Origin of the sequence: Parabacteroides sp. PF5-6, assembly GCF_029504695.1 — a bacterium.
Lineage (GTDB): Bacteria > Bacteroidota > Bacteroidia > Bacteroidales > Tannerellaceae > QVMG01.
On the sequence record NZ_JAQFIN010000005.1, the window covers coordinates 24,775 to 42,276 of the forward strand.

A 17,502-nucleotide genomic window follows, 5' to 3' on the forward strand; every position below is an offset into this window, starting at 1 on the left:
GTTCTCATAATTGGCTAAGGCCGATCTTCGATTCATAATTCATAATTTCCATGTCGCAGCAGCCCTGCAAATCGCCTTCCCCTCATGGCAGATCGCCAGATTATATTTATCGGCCTCTGTTTCTCCTTTGTGCAGGGTGAGCGGCATACCGTATTTGCCTTCCGACTGGTAAGCGATCTCGAAGCGGCTGATCTCTTTTTCGCGGAACAGTTCCAGATCGAAAAGATCCAATAGATGTTCCATGTATTTGATGCTGTTCAGATGTCCGTTGATATCGATATCGCTATATTTGATCTGGTAAGGGATCGCTTCGCTTTTGCCTTCTACCGGCGCGATCTTGCCTGGCCGTTCGATCGGGCAGGGGCGGTCGGAGAGATAAACACTGAGCGCTTCGATATCCAGGAGTGTCGGACGGCGTGTCTCCATATCGATCGCTGCCCAGATGGAACGGGCGAACCCGATACTTCGGCCGCTCTCGTCGGCCAGCTCGAAGCAACGGCTGGTAAACAATTTGCCTACCTCGTCGATCCAGGTGTACAGCGTGATCTTCTCCGAGCGTTCGGGATAGCGCATGATCTCGATCGCCAGCCGCGACAAGACCCAGGCGGTATGCTTCTCGTTCATATCACTGAACCCGAAACCGCGGGTCGCCGCATGATTGGATGCCGCGTGGATCAGGTAGTTCCCGATCATCGGTATCGTCACCCTTCCCCTGAAATCCAAGAGATATTCTTCTGTAATGAAATGAAATTTACCTACTTTCTCCATAACTCTTGAGTTATGAATTATGAGTTATGAATTATGAATTATGAGAACAGGGTTGTTTCTTTTCTTCTCATCATTCATAATTTATAATTCATAATTCGTCAGTTTTAATTTTCTTTTCCATCGTCGCCAGCATATCGCTCAGTCGTTCTACCTTGCTTTTGGTGATGGCAATACGGCCGGAGCGGATGAATTGCAATACGCCGATCTTCTCACTCAGTTCCTTGAATAAGGCCTGTGTCTCGGCATAATGGCCGCTTTTCTCCAACACGACAATGTCTTCGTCGATCTCCAGTACGCGGGCGTTGTATTTGCGGATCAGCTCTTCCACACCGGGCATCTTGATAAACAGTTCCGTGCTTAATTTATAAAGCGCGATCTCCTGGTGCACCAGATCTTCGTCGGTATTGTAATACGCCTTCAGGATATCCACCCGTTTGTCGATCTGTTTGACTACCTTATCGATCATATCTGCGGTGGCAAAGGTAGTGATAGTAAACTTATGAATGCCTTTAATCGCGGAAGGAGAGACCGATAACGTCTCGATATTCAACTGCCGGCGCGTAAAGATAATGGTGATCTGATTCAGCAACCCTACCGAGTTCTCTGAAAATATGATAACAGTATATAATTTCTTGTCCATAACTATTAAGTTGAAAGTTTAACTCAGACTTCGGATTAACTATTCATTTAATTGTCAATTGTCAATTATCAATTATCAATTATCAATTCGCATATCACTCCCCCAGAATGATATGCGTCAAGCTTGCCCCTGCCGGTACCATCGGATAGACCATGCCGTGTGCTTCCACATTGGCGACCAAGAGATAGGGACCATCATATTCCAGCATTTCCGTGATCGCCTGGTCCAGATCCTCGCGCTTGTCCACCAACCGGCTACCGATTTGGTAGGCCTTAGCGATGGCGACGAAATCCGGATTGGCCATAATTGTGCCGGAATAACGTTCTTTGAAGAACAGTTCCTGCCATTGGCGTACCATGCCCAGGTAATTGTTATTCAAAACTACCATCTTGATATTCAGATTTTCCTGCATGATGGTTCCGAACTCCTGGATCGTCATTTGCAAGCCACCGTCACCCATAAAGAGACAGACCGTGCGGTCCGGAGCCCCGAATTTGGCACCTATCGCTGCCGGGATGCCAAAGCCCATCGTGCCTAAGCCACCGGAGGTCACCACACTGCGCGTCTGGCTGTACTTGAAATAGCGCACACCCATCATCTGGTTTTGCCCTACGTCGGTTACCAGTACCGCTTTATTGTCGGTCGCTTCGGATACTTTGCGCACAATCTCGCCCATCTTCAATGGTCCTTCCGTGGGGAAGACTTCTTTTTGAATGACCTTTTGGTATTCTTCTGTTTCATGCGCGTCGAAAGAGGCGATCCATTCCGCATGATCGTTTGCCCGGAGATATTCGGTCGTAGCAGCAAGCGTCTCTTTGGCATCGCCCAGTACCGGGATATTTACCGGCACATTCTTCCCGATCTCACTGTTGTCGATATCAAAATGGATGATCTTTGCCTGCTTGGCATAGGTTTCCAGGTTGCCGGTCACCCGATCATCGAACCGCATACCGATAGCGATCAATACATCACACTCCATGGTTTTCAGGTTCGGCCCCACATTCCCATGCATACCCAGCATGCCTTTGTTCAAGCGGTGGTCGGAAGGCAAAGCGGAAAGCCCCAGGGCAGTCAGCCCGGCCGGGATATTCGCTTTCTCCAGGAAAGCCTTCAGTTCTTCCTCCGCATGACCCAGGATCACGCCTTGTCCGACAAGGGCGAACGGTTTCTTTGCCTGGTTGATCAGTTGGGCTGCCGCTTCGATCTGTTCGTCTGCCCGGTCCGGGATGGGCTGATAGCTGCGGATATAATTCACTTTCTCGTAGACATAATCCACCAGTCCGACCTGTGCATCTTTGGCAAAGTCGAGCACAACAGGCCCGGGTCGTCCCGTGGAGGCGATATAGAAGGCACGCGAGACTGCCCAGGCAATCTCTTCCGGACGGCGTACCTGGTAGGCCCATTTGGTGATCGGTTGGGTGATCCCGATCACGTCGATCTCCTGGAACGCGTCTGTCCCAAGCAGTGGCGAGGGCACCTGGCCGGTGATCACCACGATCGGTGTACTATCCATCATCGCATCGGCAATGCCGGTGATCGTATTGGTCGCGCCGGGACCGGAAGTCACGATATTCACGCCCACCTTGCCCGATACCCGTGCATACCCTTGTGCTGCATGGGTAGCACCTTGTTCATGACGTACCAAGACCAGCTTCAGCTGATCGGTATAGTCGTATAAGCTATCAAAGATAGGGATGGCCTGTCCGCCCGGATAACCGAAGATCGTATCTACTCCTTCGGCGATCAATGCTTTCAATAAAGCTTCCGAGCCGCTTATTTTGTTCTCTTTCATAAATGAAAATCTTTTTAGTGCTGATACTTTTAATTGTCAATTGTCAATTATCAATTATCAATTGTCAATTACTCTCACTCCCCCCTTGTCGGCAGAAGAAACCATGCTGGCATAAGCTCTGAGTGCTTTGGAAACCGTGCGCTGGCGCTGTCGCGGCGTGAAGGCTTCCCGTCCCCGTGCCTCTTCAACGGCACGGCGTGCGGCTAATTCTTCCGCACTTCGTTCGACTTGGATGGTCCGTTCGGGGATATTAATACGTATGATATCGCCATCTTTGACCAATCCGATCGCTCCGCCGGCTGCCGCTTCGGGTGAGATGTGTCCGATCGAGAGGCCGGAGGTGCCTCCGCTGAAGCGTCCGTCGGTGATCAATGCACATTCCTTGCCGAGATGCCTACTCTTGATATACGAGGTGGGATATAACATCTCTTGCATGCCCGGTCCGCCTTTGGGTCCTTCGTAGGTGATGACCACCACATCGCCCGCGACGACCCGCCCGGCCAGAATGCCTTCGCATGCCGCCTCTTGCGACTCAAATACTTTCGCCGGTCCGCTGAAACGGAAAATACTCTCATCCACCCCGGCGGTCTTTACCACACATCCGGCTTCGGCGATATTGCCATAGAGCACCGCCAGTCCGCCGTCACGCACATACGCATGATCCATATCGCGGATACAACCCGCTGCACGGTCGGTATCCAATGTTTTGTAATACGTCTCCTGTGATCCCATCACCAGGTTGAACCGGTGGGCCGGAGCGCTTTTATAGAGTTGAATCGCTTCTTCCGTCAGCCGGGGCGACAGTACATCGTAGCGTTTGATCGCCTCCGACAGGCTCAAGCCGTCTACCCGTTTGACGGAGCCATCGATTAACCCGCCTTTGTCTAATTCCGCCAGGATCCCCAGGATCCCGCCGGCGCGGTTGACGTCCTGCACATGGTAGGCGCAACTGGGTGCCACCTTGCAAAGTACCGGTGTCTGCCGCGAGAGCCGGTCGATATCCGCCATGGTAAAGTCCACTTCGGCCTCGTGTGCAATAGCCAACAGGTGAAGCACCGTATTGGTCGATCCGCCCATGGCGATATCCAGCGACATGGCATTCAGGAAAGCTTCGCGTGTCGCAATACTTCGGGGAAGCACCGATTCGTCGCCGTCGCGGTAATATTTGTAAGCATTCTCAACAATCAACGCTGCCGCTTTTTCGAACAACCGGGTGCGATTCGCATGGGTGGCTACGATCGTTCCATTGCCCGGCAAGGCCAGGCCGATTGCTTCGTTGAGGCAGTTCATCGAGTTGGCGGTGAACATACCCGAGCAACTGCCGCAGGTAGGGCAGGCCGAGCGTTCGACTTTCTCCACCTGTTCGTCCGAGATCGTCTCGTCGGCCGCTTCAATCATCGCATCGATCAGATCCAGTTGGCGACCGTCCAGTTCACCCGCTTCCATCGGTCCGCCCGACACAAATACCGCCGGTATATTCAGGCGCATGGCAGCCATCAGCATGCCTGGCGTGATTTTGTCGCAATTGCTGATACACACCATTGCATCCGCCTTATGGGCATTGACCATATATTCCACACTATCGGCAATGATATCGCGCGAGGGAAGCGAGTAGAGCATGCCATCATGTCCCATCGCTATGCCGTCGTCGATCGCGATCGTATTGAACTCTGCCGCAAAGCAACCTTGTTTCTCAATGGCAGCCTTTACCTTTTGCCCGATCTCATGCAGATGCGTATGTCCCGGCACAAACTGTGTAAAGGAATTGACAATCGCAATGATCGGTTTGCCGAACTGCTCTTCTTTCATGCCATTCGCCCGCCACAATGCCCGCGCACCGGCCATCCTGCGCCCTTGTGTACTTTCTGAACTCCGTAGTTTCATTCTTCTATTCTTCTATAAAAAAATAGCCTTTCTCTGTTCGGAGAAAGGCTATTTTTTCTATAATGATTACATCACATCCACATACCTTTCTCCTTACCTGCTAATGACTAGAAGGACGACCACGAGAATAATATGCAAAACGTTCGTTATCACTATAAATTTCAATTAATGGCGCAAATGTAGGATATAAATGCATATCCACCAAGGAAAATGTAAGTTTTTTTGCCGCTTTAATGTCAATTGGTAAGAAAAATTCACGCATGGGTGGAGACTTGTTAGTTTGTCGTTTCTTTGTTTACCTGGGAGGTGGCGCGTGAAAACCGATTATTTCCCGGCTAAAGTAAATAACAACAAAACAAGGAGTGTGTATGATTTATGGTTATGTTCGGGTAAGTACCGATAGACAGACAGTAGAAAATCAACGGTTTGAAATCAATCGTTTTTGTGGGGAGAAAGGGTTAAAGATCGATCGCTGGATTGAAGAAACAATCTCCGGGACGGCCGCAGTGGAAAAGCGCAAACTGGGCAGGCTGATGGGGCGCTTATCCAAAGGAGATGTGTTGATCTGTGCGGAGATCTCCCGCCTGGGTCGAAATTTATTGATGGTCATGTCGATCCTGAATTATTGTATGAACAACGAAGTGCAGGTCTGGACCATCAAAGACAATTACCGCCTGGGTGATGATATCCACTCGAAGGTATTGGCTTTTGCTTTCGGCCTGTCGGCGGAGATCGAGCGCAACCTGATCTCCCAGCGCACGAAAGAGGCTTTGGCCCGCAAAAAGGCGGAAGGGGTGATCCTGGGTCGTCCGAAAGGCAGTCGGTCGAAGAACAAAAAACTCTCCGGCAAAGAAGACGAGATCCGGGACTTATTGAACCGGCAGGTTCCCAAAAGCGCCATTGCCCGCAAATACCAGGTACACCGGATCACCCTGGACTCTTTTATCAAAGAGTTTGTTTTTTGAAAGAGGCCTGGGTAGAGGCTTGTAATTCATAATTTATCATTACATTTGGGGCATGGACCAAAAAATGACTTACGCCTATTTTCGCCGCGATATCAGCTGGCTTTCTTTTAATTACCGGATCTTACTGGAAGCGGAAGATGAGAGTCTGCCCATTTACGAACGGATCCGTTTCCTTTCGATCTATTCCTCCAACCTGGAAGAGTTTTATGAGATACGGGTGGCCGAGCACCGGGGTATTATCATGCAAAAGAATTTCGCGGAAGAGAGTGTCACCGAAGCGGAAGAGACCCTGGCGGCCATCACCCGTGAGGTGAACCGCCAGCAGCGCGAATACTACCGGATCTTCTCCGAGAGGATCCTGCCCGAGCTCGATCGCCAGCAGATCATCTTGTATCAGGACAGCGAACCGCTGGCGTTCCATGCCGATTTCGTGCGCGACTATTTCAATGAAGAGGTATTCCCATTTCTCTCGCCCGTGATGATCCAGGCGGGTGATATCCGTACGTTTATACGCGACCGCCGCCTGTATCTGGTGGTGCGCATGACCAAGAAGAAAAAGAAACAGCCGGAGACGACCGTCCAGCCCGAATATCATTATGCGATCATGAAGATACCCCATGCCAAGGTGCCCCGTTTCATCGAACTGCCTTCGCACGCGGGGAGGCACTATATCATGTTCAGCGACGATATGATCCGCGCCAACCTGGCGACGGTCTTCCCCGGGTATGTGATCGATAGCTGTTACAATATCAAGATCTCGCGCGATGCGGATATCTACCTTGAGAACGAGACGGGTGGCGATATCGTGGAGAATATCCGGAAGAAGGTGCAGAAACGGAAGATCGGTGCCTTGAGCCGTTTCATGTACGACCGCGCCATGCCCGATGATTTTCTGGCGTTTATCTGCGACGCGTTCAGTATCCATCCCGATGATCTGGTGGTGGGTGGGCGTTACCTGAACCTGCAAGACCTGGCTCATCTGCCTAACCCCCGGGGTAAGGCGCTCGAACAGCAACCGCCCGCACCGATGCGTGTGCCCTATCTCGACGAGGCCGGCTCGGTGATGAAGGTGTTGAAAAAGCGGGATATCCTCTTGCATTTCCCGTATCAGTCGTTCGACTACCTGATCCGTTTCCTGATGGAAGCGGCTTTCGACCCGAAGGTGGAAGCGATCAAGATCACCCAATACCGCGTGGCGGAGAACTCGGCGGTGATCAATACGCTGATCAGCGCGGCACAGAACGGCAAAAAGGTGACGGTCTTTGTCGAACTCAAAGCCCGTTTCGATGAAGAGAACAACCTGAGCACCGCCGAGCGCATGAAGCAGGCCGGTATCCGCATTATCTACAGCATCCCCGGCCTGAAGGTGCATGCCAAGGTCGCCGTTATCCTGCGCAAGGATACCGCCAAAGGCGAGAAACGGCGCAATTATGCTTATCTCAGTACCGGCAACTTCAACGAGAAGACCGCCAAGATCTATTCCGATATTGCCCTGTTGACGATGAACCGGGAGATTATCAACGATATCAACCAGGTATTTGCCGTCCTGGAAGGGCAGGAGCCTCATCCCGTATTCCGCCATCTCTTGGTCGCCCAGTTCAATATGCTCGACGAGCTCAAACGCCTGATCCGCCGGGAGATCGATCATGTGCAGGCCGGCCGCCGTGGTTATATCATCCTGAAGATGAATGGGCTGCACGACCAGAATATGATCAACGAACTGTATCACGCCAGTGAGAGTGGGGTGGAGATCGACCTGATCGTGCGTGGCATCTGCTGCCTGGTGCCCGATCAGCCCTATAGCCGCAATATCCGGGTCACCCGTATCGTGGATATGTTCCTCGAGCATTCCCGCATCTGGTATTTCCATCACGATGGGGCGGAAGACCTCTACCTCACCTCGGCCGACTGGATGCGCCGCAACCTCAACCGCCGCATCGAGACCGCCTTCCCGATCCTCGACCCGGCGCTGAAGCAACAGGTGATCGATCTGTTACATATCCAATTGGCCGACAACGTCAAAGCCGTGCGCCTGGACGAACACCTGAACAACCACTACAAACACGATGACAATCCGGTGAAAACGCGGGCGCAGATTGAGATTTATCGGTATTTGAGTGAGCTTGAATAATGTCTGAATCAGGAACCAACGGTCGCTTAGCGAAGCGTAAAGCAATTTAAGGATTTAATAATACTCCTCATTCCCAATATGAACATACCCGTCAAGCTCTATGGCTAAACGAATACCCGGACAATAAAAATCAACAATATATTGACCAATACCATGTTGGCGATGAAATACGATACCCTCTTCCCTAAGCCCTCTCAAAAGTTTCCACAATTCTTTCTCGGCCGGGGTTGCCTTACGCCGCAAGGCGTTACGTTTGTCTTTCTGATCCTTGCGGTTCATTAGTTTATCATTTTCATTTCTCATAGTTGTTCTTGTTAGGAATATCGTAATATATTGAGGATCAAACTACCCCACCATCGCCTACGGCTCTGGTCCACCCCCTTCTTTTCTAAGAAGGGGAGCCAGGATACTTTTTTCGCATTTCTTCACTCTTCACTCCCCATAAGCTCCCTGAGCTTTTGCGCATCATACCCCATCTCTACCGCTTTGGCAAAGTCTTTCATGGCGGCTTCTTTTTCGTATTGGGCCAGTTTGATCTTGCCGCGCAGGACGTAGAGGAAAGCAGAGGGTTTGCTCTCGGCGAAGATCTTATGGATATCGGCCATGGCACGGGCATTCTTGCCCATCTGGTAGTAGAGGTCGGCGCGCCCTTCGTAGAGGCTCCAGTCGCGAGGGCGTTTGCTGATCAGGAAGTTATAGATCTTTTCGCTCTCGTCGTAATTGCCACGTTTCTTCTCCATCAGGGCATAACCGAGCCGCCCTTTGACCGTTTTGTCGTTCACCTCGAGGATATGGGCAAAGTCCTCTTCGGCCAGCAGCAGGTTGTCCTCTTCGAGGTAGAGCAGTCCGCGGTAGTAGAGCACTTCCTGATCGTCGGGCTCGAGATGCAGGATGGTGGTGAAGTCGTTGATCGCTTTCTCGTTGTCTCCCAGTTCGACATAGAGTGAGGCACGCGTTTCGAGCAGGTTCTTGTTTGCCGGTATCCGGTTGAGGGCCGCCGAGTAGGAGAGCAGCGCCTCCTGGGCTTTACCCAGTTGCCGTTGCACCGTGCCCAGGTTGGTCAACAAGGCAAAGTTATTCGGATGGGCCGGCTCCTGTTTGAGTGCATTCTGCAGACTCACTTCAGCGGCCGCTAAGTCATTCTTTTCCAGGTCATCAAAACTTTTTTCGATCCATTCTTCGTAGCTCTGAGCATTCACTCCGGCCACCAGCAGGAAAAGACTTGTAAATAGCGCAAGGATTTTCATTCTATTATGTTTAATTGGGAATTTTTCCCGTTGCGCAAAGTTCTCTAATCCGGCAACGCGAAACAAACTATTACCCCTAAATAATTCATAAAAACAATCATCCTTCTATTTTTTTAACCACTAAGTTGCAAGGAAATTTTTTTTCTAACCACGAAGTGCACGAAGAGCACAACGTACGAGTCGATTCAGATCACTACTTATATATATATAACGTTGTGTTCTTTCCCTCCCTTTTCAAAAACCCTGCCGGCCTTTTACACAACTCCGGCAGCCCTTTGGCAAACTCCGGCGGCCTTTTCAGTGAAGGAGGCAGCTTTTGTAGTCAAAGGGAAGATGTTGACAAATGCAAACGACAAATAGTGGTAAACCTATCATTCCGTCCATAAAGTTTACAATTTTTACTTCCATCTTCCATATCTCACCGAATAATACGCTGTTAAATCCCAAAAAGCAGCCTTTATTTATGGAAGTAACTCTGCAAGTGATGCCAAGCCGGAATGATAGGTTTAACGTTTTGTGATTATATAGTATGGAAGATGGAAGTAAAAATTGTAAACTTTATTTACGTTTGGGGTGTTCGCATGGCTTTATCCCCTTCTCTCTTCTAAATGATCACTTCGCCAATTCCTTTGAACGTATTCTAAAACAGATAGATATGTGTTTTGTGTGGGTGTTTGTTTGGGGGGTGTAGATTGGTTTCGTTGGGTAAACGGGGGTTTTCGTACAGAAAACGGCTGTTTATGGATAAGAAAGCCCTTGAAAAGCCAAAAAAAAGATATCAAATGATTGCGGATATAAAAGTTATGTTTACTTTTGCTCACGATATAGTGGGGTGAACTGTTTACTTTAGGGTTCCGATCCCCTTGATTATGTGGATTTAGATTAGAATAGAACTTATTTACTTTAGTATTAATATTAATTTATTTATTATGAACAAAAAGTTTTTTACACTCTTGGTCGCACTCTTTGCGATGATTAGTTTTGGAGCTTCTGCGCAGCTCTTAGAGGGTAGTGCTGTAACAAGCGGTGCCTATTCGAGCACAACTTCTTACTTGCTGAAGACCGCTAATGGCAACTATTTGGCTGTAGATGAGGCTGGAACAAGCTTGATCCTTTTGGATGCAGTTCCTGCAACTTATGCTGCTTCACAAAGAGCTTTATGGTATGTGAAAGCAAATGCAGCTTCTGCTGGTAATCCTGTTTCATTGGAATACACCAATGCTTCAAATGGTGTTAAGTTGGCTTTAAACTCTGCTGTTGCTTTAGCTGCCGATAAACCTGCGGCTGCAAATGCAAATGCCTTAGGCGGAGATGTTGAGAAATGGACACCGGAAGGTGGTAAAACAACTGCTGCTGCAAGCCAGGCTTTGTATGCCATTATCAATGATGGTAGTAAGGTGTATGCCATGTTGGAAGCTGATGACAGAGTTGTTATTGTTATTTACAATGATATCGCTGCTGCTGTTGATGGTGCAATGAAGGTTTCTCCTTTCAAAATCAAAGGTACTGCTGCTTTGACTGCTAACGATTTGAATACGCAGTTTGGTAAAGCTGGTGTTTATGTACCTAATCAAGGTATTATGGCGACCAACGAAAGCTATTTCGGCTTGACATTTGGAACAGCTAATACGGAAGCTTCTCCGTTTACTCATACGTTGCAAGCACAAGCTGTTGAGCGTTGGGAAGTTGAATACGGAACAGAAGATACTCCTTTCATTCCTGAGGCTGGTAAAGGCACTTATATTTCAATGTATCCGAAAGGAACCTTGGAAGGCGATGAATTTGCTGCTGTAAGAGATCAAAGCAATGAAGCTTGGATCGCTCTTTATTCAAAAGATGACGAAAAATATTTGGTTGTTGATACCAGCTATGTTCCCGGTACTGCTCAGGCAGGAAATGCACGTATCCAGGTAACTACCGATAAATTGTATAACGCTAAGAATGCAACAAAATATCGTTTGCCGGAATCTTATCTGTTCAAATTCATGTATAATGCAGATAAGAACTCTGTAGTCATTATTTCCAAAGGATATGTGAAAGAAATTGCAACTCCGACAGCCAATCAAACGAATAATGCTGCTTATTATTCAGGTGTAGCTGAAAATTTTGCACATGATGATGACAATGCTTATCATACATTCAACCCGATGATCAAGGGTTCTGTATGGCCGAATACGCTTGCTGAAGAAGCAAGAACTGCTATTAATGCTGGAACGATGGCAAATGAAGCTGCTTATGGCGCAAACCAGAATCTGGTATTTGCTAAATTGGCAAGCTCTGTAGCTTATACGTTCGGTATGGATGCTCCTTCTAACCTGACAATCCAAATGTCTACTCCGGCTCAATACAAACCGAACCGTGTAACAACAGGTGCTTATGTATTGAAAGTAGTTGGTGTATTTGATCCGGCTAACAAAGACCGCGTAGGTAAATATCTGAAGATGAACCTGGTTGGCGAATCTGAATTCGTTACATTGGAAAAACGTCAGAATTTCCAGGAAATGCCTTCTGCACAGTGGGTTATCGAAACAACTGGTACTTCAAGCTATTCTACAACTAAGATTACTAACCGTGAATTTGCTAGCGAATTCTATGTGGAATTTGACGTAGAGGGAGATTTTGTGAACAGACCTTATTTCAACGTAGGACAAACTTACGGAACAGAAACTGCTAACCAGTTCTTCTTCTTAGGTGGTGATACGATTGCTTTTGAAAAAGTAGCTGCTCCGATGGATAAGAAATTAGGTTACAAATATGTTGATGTTGACAATATCGACCTGAACCGTTATGAGTTCCGCTTCTTGCACGAACTGCAGATGGATAAACCGATCAGCACATTGACCGACAAAGATTCTGCTATCTGGGTTGACGTAAACGATGACGCAATCAAATTCCAGTTGGTAAAAGTAGCTGACGATACCTATGGTTATACTTATAACGATAAAGTTCTGGCTAAATTGGAACGTACGGCTTATCAGCTGAAAGTTTATTATTCTTCTAACTTCGAAATGGAGAACCGTTATGTAACTTACGATGCAAAGAATAAGAAATATTATTTGCAAGAAGGTGCTGCTGGTGCTTCTGTATTCTTGATGAAGGCTAATAACTATGCAAATGACCTGAATTACTATATCTTGCTGGAAGCAAATACTTCTTTGGGATTGGATTTGATTAAGGTGAAAGATATTAAAGCAGATGCAAATGATGATAATAAGATTAAATTTGCACTTGACGGTGGTAAATTGGCTAATTTGATTTTTGACGCTGATGTTACTGCTAACTTAGATGCAGGTAAAGCTTATGTTATCGCTGGTCAGACTAAAGTAGCAGATGAAAATGGTATTCCTCAAGATGCTTGGACAGCTAAGGTGTTTGAAAACAGGGATGCGGTAGATGCATTTATTGCTGCAAATCAAGAGGCACTTTATGCTGCTTACTATTTCTTCCCTATTCCAGTTGATGGTGGCTATTTGTTAGTTGTTGTAGGTGGTTATGATAACTATGCTTCTACGAAAGTAGCTGTAGATAACAATACCTTGTCATTGACTAACGGTGAAATCGATGATTATGCTTGGGGTGAAGTAAACAACTCTGCCTTCAAGATCGAACGCGACGAAACGATTATCTATCGTACATTAGGTGTAGAAGAAGATGAAGAAGAAGATATCAATATCGTTAAATTCTTCCGTATGAATTCTGCAGGTACAGGTAAAGAATATCTGTATGAAGATGCAAACAGCGTTTACTCACAAGGTATCGGCATGAATATGCTGGGCGTTGAAGGTAAAGGTATGGATAAAAACGCAGCTATGCAGGCTCGTTATACTTCAGGTGATATCATGCCGCAGTATCTGATTTCTTTAGGTGAAGAAGTAGTTCCTGGAACTGATCCTGTTCTTTGCCCGGAATGCCAAGGTTTGGATCCGAACTGTACGCATAATATCGACGGAACAGAAGGTTATATCACTGGTCGCTTCTTAGTGAACCTGATTGACTCAATCGGTAAATACGAAGGCACTGCTATTGCAAATGACTTCCAGTGGGAAAAGAAATATACTCGCTTGGCATTTGTTGACGGTATCCTGAATATGGACGAAGACGAATTGACAATCCTGCACGATCAGAAGAAATTTGATCTGACCAAGAATGCTCATTCACCGGTATTGTTCCAGTTCCGTCTGTTGGAAGATGATTCTAACGACTTCCTGATCGAATCAGAATCTTGGAAAGATGGCAAACCTTTCGCTGGTGGTATCGCTCCGACAACCAATGGTGGTTGGGTGAAAATCCAGAATGGTGTTCCGGCTATCGTGAATGGTGGTGTATCTGAATTCGCTTACAATGAAGCTGAAATCTTCAACCTGGAAGTAACGGAAGAAAATCCGACTTCAAACGGTATGATCGATGCAGCTAAGGTTGACGTAGTGGCTGGTCAAGGTTTTGTAACGATCAAGGGTGCTGCCGGCCAACAAGTGGTTGTGGCTAACATCTTAGGTCAGGTAGTTGCTAACGTGGTTCTTGACAAAAACGAAGCTACCATCGCTGCTCCGGCAGGTGTAGTAGTTGTTTCTGTTAACGGCGTAGCTACGAAAGCTTTGGTAAAGTAAATAAGTGATTTCCTGTAAAGGAATTCGATAAAACGAAGGGCTCTTCCATGCGGAAGGGCCCTTTTTTTATGCGCGAAGCGAATGGCTGTAGGCCTCTCTTTTGGAGGGTGTGTCAAATTCACGGCAGTCGTCCTGAAAGGACAGTGAGCGCTGAAAGCGCGTTAGCCTTCAGCCCGGGGTCAGAACCTTGAAGAGGTTCGCCACCCCGGGTTAAGGATATATATAAACGGAGCGCTGAAAGTGCGAAAGCAAATCTTTCGCGCTTTCAGCGCTCGGTTGTGTGTGGGTGTGCTTCGACCCAGGGTGGCGCAGACCTAACGGCCTATTTGCCCTGGGCTAAATTCTGACGCGCTTTCAGCGCTCCCTGTCCTTTCAGGACGACTGGCTCGACTTACCTCGGTGGGGGTGGTTGTCTCAAGTCGTTTGAAGAATGAAGGTTCTACGTTATACTACACAATTCAAAATGGCTCAGAAAATAAATACCAAAAAGCGTAATTGTTTTACCAAATATTGGTATATTTGAACAGTGATAAGATTGTTATGAGAAAGAATACATCAGTAGCATTAGGAGATTATTTTGAGAATTTTGTGGAAAGCAGGATCTCTCAAGGGCGTTACAAAAATGCCAGTGAAGTTATTCGTGCCGGCTTGCGGCTTTTAGAAGAAGAGGAGATGCGTAGGGCTGCCTTGAAAGCTGCGATACAAGAAGGTATAGATAGTGGAGTCGTTCTTGATTTTGATCCGCAGAAACATCTGCAATCCTTAAAGGCAAATAGAAAGGATGGGCATTTATCATTTAACGAATAAAGCGATAGAAGACTTGTCTGATATCTGGAATTATACTTTTACTGCCTGGTCGGAAAAGCAGGCTGACCGTTATTATGAAATGTTGATCGCTTCTTGTAAGGCGATCGCTAATAATCCGTTTTTAGGGAAGAATTCAGAGGATATATTTGAGGGGCTGTATGCTTTTATTGCCGGACGCCATATTCTCTTTTACCGGATAATTACTGAAAACGAAATTGAAATACTTAGGATTCTTCATGGCAGTATGGATTTGAAAAGACAATTGACGAGCTAACCCCTTTTCTTCTGTAATGCGAATGTCCCCATAATTTATTCAATCCGGTGAATCCTGATTCAGGCTTTTTTCGTACTTTGCGCGGAATTATGAATATCTACGATTCAAAACAGCGGTTTAAGCTGGGGGTATGGTGGAGCGATTTATACTTTTGTTGAAATGGAAAGGCGAATGAAAGTGATAGCGTTAATCTCCCGATTTAAGGAATTGGGTATTGACAAGCAGGTAGATTATGATAAATTCTACCTCTATTCACTTATTACCCATTCTACGGCCATTGAAGGCTCTACGGTAACCGAACTGGAGAATCAGTTATTGTTTGATGAAGGCCTGAGTGCCAAAGGACGTTCTATAACAGAACAACTGATGAACCTTGACCTGAAAGCGGCGTATGAACAAAGCCTGATCTATGCGAAAAAACATACGGCGATTACTATAGACAGCCTTAAACACTTATCATCGATCGTGATGAAGAATACCGGGGCAACTTATCATACAGCCCTGGGTAGTTTCTCTTCGGCGGATGGTGATTTGCGATTGCTGAATGTTACTGCAGGAGTTGGGGGGCGTTCGTATATGAATTTCACAAAGGTGCCGGTAAAGCTGGCTGAGTTTTGTGAACAACTGAACCTTCAGCGACAGGCTTTTGCCTCATTAGATATAGTACAACGCTATACGGTAAGTTTTGATGCCCATTATCATTTGGTGACCATTCACCCCTGGGCTGATGGGAATGGGAGAATGTCAAGGCTGTTGATGAATCAATTGCAATTTGAACTGGGCTTAATCCCTTCACGGGTGGATAAGGATCGCAAATTAGCGTATATCGAATCACTTATTTCAACACGAGAGAGTGGTGATATAGAAATATTCCGAGATTTTATGTTTGATGAACATGCCCGTAACCTGGAGCGAATGATTCAGGAGTATCAGAAATCTATGGATGAAGAAAGCGTACAAGGAGGAGATGTCCCTGTAAATGTCCTTGTAAATGTCCCTGTAAATATATCTGAACGGCAGAGACGAATGCTGCATTTGATGAAAGAACACAAAACGATAACTATTCAGCGGTTGTCTGAAGAGCTGGATGTGAATGAAAGAACCATTCGGCGGGATATTACTTTTCTAAGGCAGAGAAACCTGCTTGTTCGTCTTGGCGCGGATAAGAATGGAATGTGGGAGGTGCGGTTATGAATATCTACGATTCAAAACAGCGGTTTAAGCTGGGGTTTATTGTTGTGGCGATGGTGATTGCTGTGGTTTCGATGGCGGTGACGAATTCGCTGACGAAAGATCTGGCGCGCGAAGAGCTGCAGAAGATGCAGATCTGGGCAGATGCGCAGCGGGTGACTGCCTCGGAAGGGGAGGGGGATTACCTGATGCTGATCCTGACCATTCTCGAAGGGAACCAGACCATTCCCGTTATCCTTTCGGGAGCGAACGATTCGATCATCTATTATAATAATATCGAACTGCCGGAGCATGATTCGGAGGCTTTCCTGAAAGCGAAACTGCAAAAGCTCAAACTGAAGAACCCACCGATCCTGCTCGATCTGGGTGGTGATCTTATACAATATATATATTATGACGATTCGACGATACTGAAACGGTTGAGCTTCTTCCCGTATGTGCAGTTGGGTGTTTTGTTTGTCTTTATCCTGATCGCGTTTCTTGCTTTGTCGAGCACGCAGAAAGCGGAGCAGAACAAGGTATGGGTCGGCTTGTCGAAGGAGACGGCGCATCAGTTGGGCACGCCGATCTCTTCCCTGATGGCGTGGGTGGAGTATCTGCGGTTGAAAGAGATTGATCCTTCGCTGTTGAATGAGATCGAGAAAGATGTGAACCGCTTGGAGATGGTGGCCGACCGCTTCTCGAAGATCGGCTCCAATCCTGATCCGAAGCCGGTGGATATCGTGCAGTCGATCCATACGGCGTTGGAGTATTTGGGTTCCCGGATCTCTTCGAAGGTGACGATCCATACGGAAGAGCTATCTGCCGGCCCGATCTGGGTGCGGATGAACGATTCGTTGTTCTCGTGGGTGATCGAGAACCTGGTCAAGAATGCCGTGGATGCCATGGAAGGCAAAGGAGAGATCAGTTTCCGTATCGAAACGGGACGCCGTACGGTGAAGATCGATATCACCGATACGGGCAAAGGCATCCCCAAATCCAAATTCAAATCCGTATTCAGTCCCGGTTATACCACCAAAGCCCGGGGGTGGGGACTGGGCCTTTCGCTGGTCAAGCGCATTGTCGAGTCGTACAACAACGGAAAGATCTATGTCAAGCATTCGGAACTGGGACGGGGGACGACGTTCCGAATTGAGCTGCCGCTCAATTCGAATTATGAATTGTGAATTATGAATTATGAGAAAAACACTAAAAAC

General features: G+C 47.3%; 14 protein-coding genes. 7 read left to right on the forward strand and 7 right to left on the reverse strand.

Annotation, left to right across the window (positions count from 1 at the left end; translation table 11 throughout):
* Positions 1-39 precede the first annotated feature (39 nt).
* From M2133_RS07685 to M2133_RS07705, 5 genes are all read right to left on the reverse strand, one after another.
* Positions 40-768, reverse strand: coding sequence for an acyl-ACP thioesterase domain-containing protein (locus M2133_RS07685; RefSeq protein ID WP_277465478.1), 729 nt, complete (start codon positions 766-768; stop codon positions 40-42).
* An 88-nt stretch (positions 769-856) separates the two neighbouring features.
* Positions 857-1,408, reverse strand: coding sequence for an acetolactate synthase small subunit (gene ilvN / locus M2133_RS07690; protein ID WP_277465480.1), 552 nt, complete (start codon positions 1,406-1,408; stop codon positions 857-859).
* A gap of 94 nt (positions 1,409-1,502) precedes the next feature.
* On the reverse strand, positions 1,503-3,200 hold the full coding sequence (ilvB, locus tag M2133_RS07695) for a biosynthetic-type acetolactate synthase large subunit (protein ID WP_277465481.1): 1,698 nt from the start codon (positions 3,198-3,200) through the stop codon (positions 1,503-1,505).
* Positions 3,201-3,257: 57 nt separating this feature from the next.
* The gene (gene ilvD / locus M2133_RS07700; RefSeq protein WP_277465482.1) at positions 3,258-5,084 is read right to left on the reverse strand and encodes a dihydroxy-acid dehydratase; all 1,827 of its coding nucleotides are present in this window, start codon (positions 5,082-5,084) and stop codon (positions 3,258-3,260) included.
* Positions 5,085-5,184: 100 nt separating this feature from the next.
* Positions 5,185-5,346, reverse strand: coding sequence for a hypothetical protein (locus tag M2133_RS07705; protein WP_277465484.1), 162 nt, complete (start codon positions 5,344-5,346; stop codon positions 5,185-5,187).
* A 106-nt stretch (positions 5,347-5,452) separates the two neighbouring features.
* On the opposite strand from M2133_RS07705, the gene M2133_RS07710 reads away from it, so the two are divergent.
* Together M2133_RS07710 and M2133_RS07715 are read left to right on the forward strand one after the other, a co-directional pair.
* On the forward strand, positions 5,453-6,049 hold the full coding sequence (locus tag M2133_RS07710) for a master DNA invertase Mpi family serine-type recombinase (protein ID WP_277465486.1): 597 nt from the start codon (positions 5,453-5,455) through the stop codon (positions 6,047-6,049).
* A 52-nt stretch (positions 6,050-6,101) separates the two neighbouring features.
* Positions 6,102-8,180: an RNA degradosome polyphosphate kinase gene (locus M2133_RS07715; RefSeq protein ID WP_277465488.1), complete on the forward strand. Its 2,079-nt coding sequence runs from the start codon at positions 6,102-6,104 to the stop codon at positions 8,178-8,180.
* A gap of 54 nt (positions 8,181-8,234) precedes the next feature.
* Here M2133_RS07715 and M2133_RS07720 read toward each other — a convergent pair whose 3' ends face one another.
* Together M2133_RS07720 and M2133_RS07725 are read right to left on the reverse strand one after the other, a co-directional pair.
* Positions 8,235-8,483, reverse strand: a complete 249-nt coding sequence (locus M2133_RS07720) for a DUF559 domain-containing protein (protein WP_277465489.1) — start codon at positions 8,481-8,483, stop codon at positions 8,235-8,237.
* A 122-nt stretch (positions 8,484-8,605) separates the two neighbouring features.
* Entirely contained in the window at positions 8,606-9,427 is an 822-nt protein-coding gene (locus M2133_RS07725; RefSeq protein WP_277465490.1) for a tetratricopeptide repeat protein, read from the reverse strand.
* A 929-nt stretch (positions 9,428-10,356) separates the two neighbouring features.
* Here M2133_RS07725 and M2133_RS07730 point away from each other — a divergent pair.
* The 5 genes from M2133_RS07730 to M2133_RS07750 all read left to right on the forward strand — a co-directional run bounded on the left by M2133_RS07730 (position 10,357) and on the right by M2133_RS07750 (position 17,472).
* Entirely contained in the window at positions 10,357-14,034 is a 3,678-nt protein-coding gene (locus M2133_RS07730) for a DUF6383 domain-containing protein (protein ID WP_277465492.1), read from the forward strand.
* Positions 14,035-14,574: 540 nt separating this feature from the next.
* A complete protein-coding gene (locus M2133_RS07735) occupies positions 14,575-14,841 on the forward strand; it encodes a type II toxin-antitoxin system ParD family antitoxin (protein WP_277465493.1) in 267 nt (88 codons plus the stop codon).
* Positions 14,816-15,115 (forward strand): type II toxin-antitoxin system RelE/ParE family toxin, encoded by a 300-nt coding sequence (locus tag M2133_RS07740; protein ID WP_277465495.1) that lies wholly within the window; start codon positions 14,816-14,818, stop codon positions 15,113-15,115. The genes M2133_RS07735 and M2133_RS07740 overlap by 26 nt, the downstream gene beginning before the upstream one ends.
* 171 nt (positions 15,116-15,286) lie before the next feature.
* On the forward strand, positions 15,287-16,309 hold the full coding sequence (locus tag M2133_RS07745) for a Fic family protein (protein WP_277465496.1): 1,023 nt from the start codon (positions 15,287-15,289) through the stop codon (positions 16,307-16,309).
* The gene (locus M2133_RS07750) at positions 16,306-17,472 is read left to right on the forward strand and encodes a HAMP domain-containing sensor histidine kinase (protein WP_277465497.1); all 1,167 of its coding nucleotides are present in this window, start codon (positions 16,306-16,308) and stop codon (positions 17,470-17,472) included. Before M2133_RS07745 ends, M2133_RS07750 begins: the two co-directional genes overlap by 4 nt.
* The last annotated feature ends 30 nt before the right edge of the window (positions 17,473-17,502 follow it).

Coding starts and splice junctions, on each gene's coding strand:
- M2133_RS07685 (WP_277465478.1), bottom strand. CDS start 768: ATGGAGAAAGTAGGTAAATTTCATTTCATTACAGAAGAATATCTCTTG.
- ilvN (WP_277465480.1), bottom strand. CDS start 1,408: ATGGACAAGAAATTATATACTGTTATCATATTTTCAGAGAACTCGGTA.
- ilvB (WP_277465481.1), bottom strand. CDS start 3,200: ATGAAAGAGAACAAAATAAGCGGCTCGGAAGCTTTATTGAAAGCATTG.
- ilvD (WP_277465482.1), bottom strand. CDS start 5,084: ATGAAACTACGGAGTTCAGAAAGTACACAAGGGCGCAGGATGGCCGGT.
- M2133_RS07705 (WP_277465484.1), bottom strand. CDS start 5,346: ATGCGTGAATTTTTCTTACCAATTGACATTAAAGCGGCAAAAAAACTT.
- M2133_RS07710 (WP_277465486.1), top strand. CDS start 5,453: ATGATTTATGGTTATGTTCGGGTAAGTACCGATAGACAGACAGTAGAA.
- M2133_RS07715 (WP_277465488.1), top strand. CDS start 6,102: ATGGACCAAAAAATGACTTACGCCTATTTTCGCCGCGATATCAGCTGG.
- M2133_RS07720 (WP_277465489.1), bottom strand. CDS start 8,483: ATGAGAAATGAAAATGATAAACTAATGAACCGCAAGGATCAGAAAGAC.
- M2133_RS07725 (WP_277465490.1), bottom strand. CDS start 9,427: ATGAAAATCCTTGCGCTATTTACAAGTCTTTTCCTGCTGGTGGCCGGA.
- M2133_RS07730 (WP_277465492.1), top strand. CDS start 10,357: ATGAACAAAAAGTTTTTTACACTCTTGGTCGCACTCTTTGCGATGATT.
- M2133_RS07735 (WP_277465493.1), top strand. CDS start 14,575: ATGAGAAAGAATACATCAGTAGCATTAGGAGATTATTTTGAGAATTTT.
- M2133_RS07740 (WP_277465495.1), top strand. CDS start 14,816: ATGGGCATTTATCATTTAACGAATAAAGCGATAGAAGACTTGTCTGAT.
- M2133_RS07745 (WP_277465496.1), top strand. CDS start 15,287: ATGAAAGTGATAGCGTTAATCTCCCGATTTAAGGAATTGGGTATTGAC.
- M2133_RS07750 (WP_277465497.1), top strand. CDS start 16,306: ATGAATATCTACGATTCAAAACAGCGGTTTAAGCTGGGGTTTATTGTT.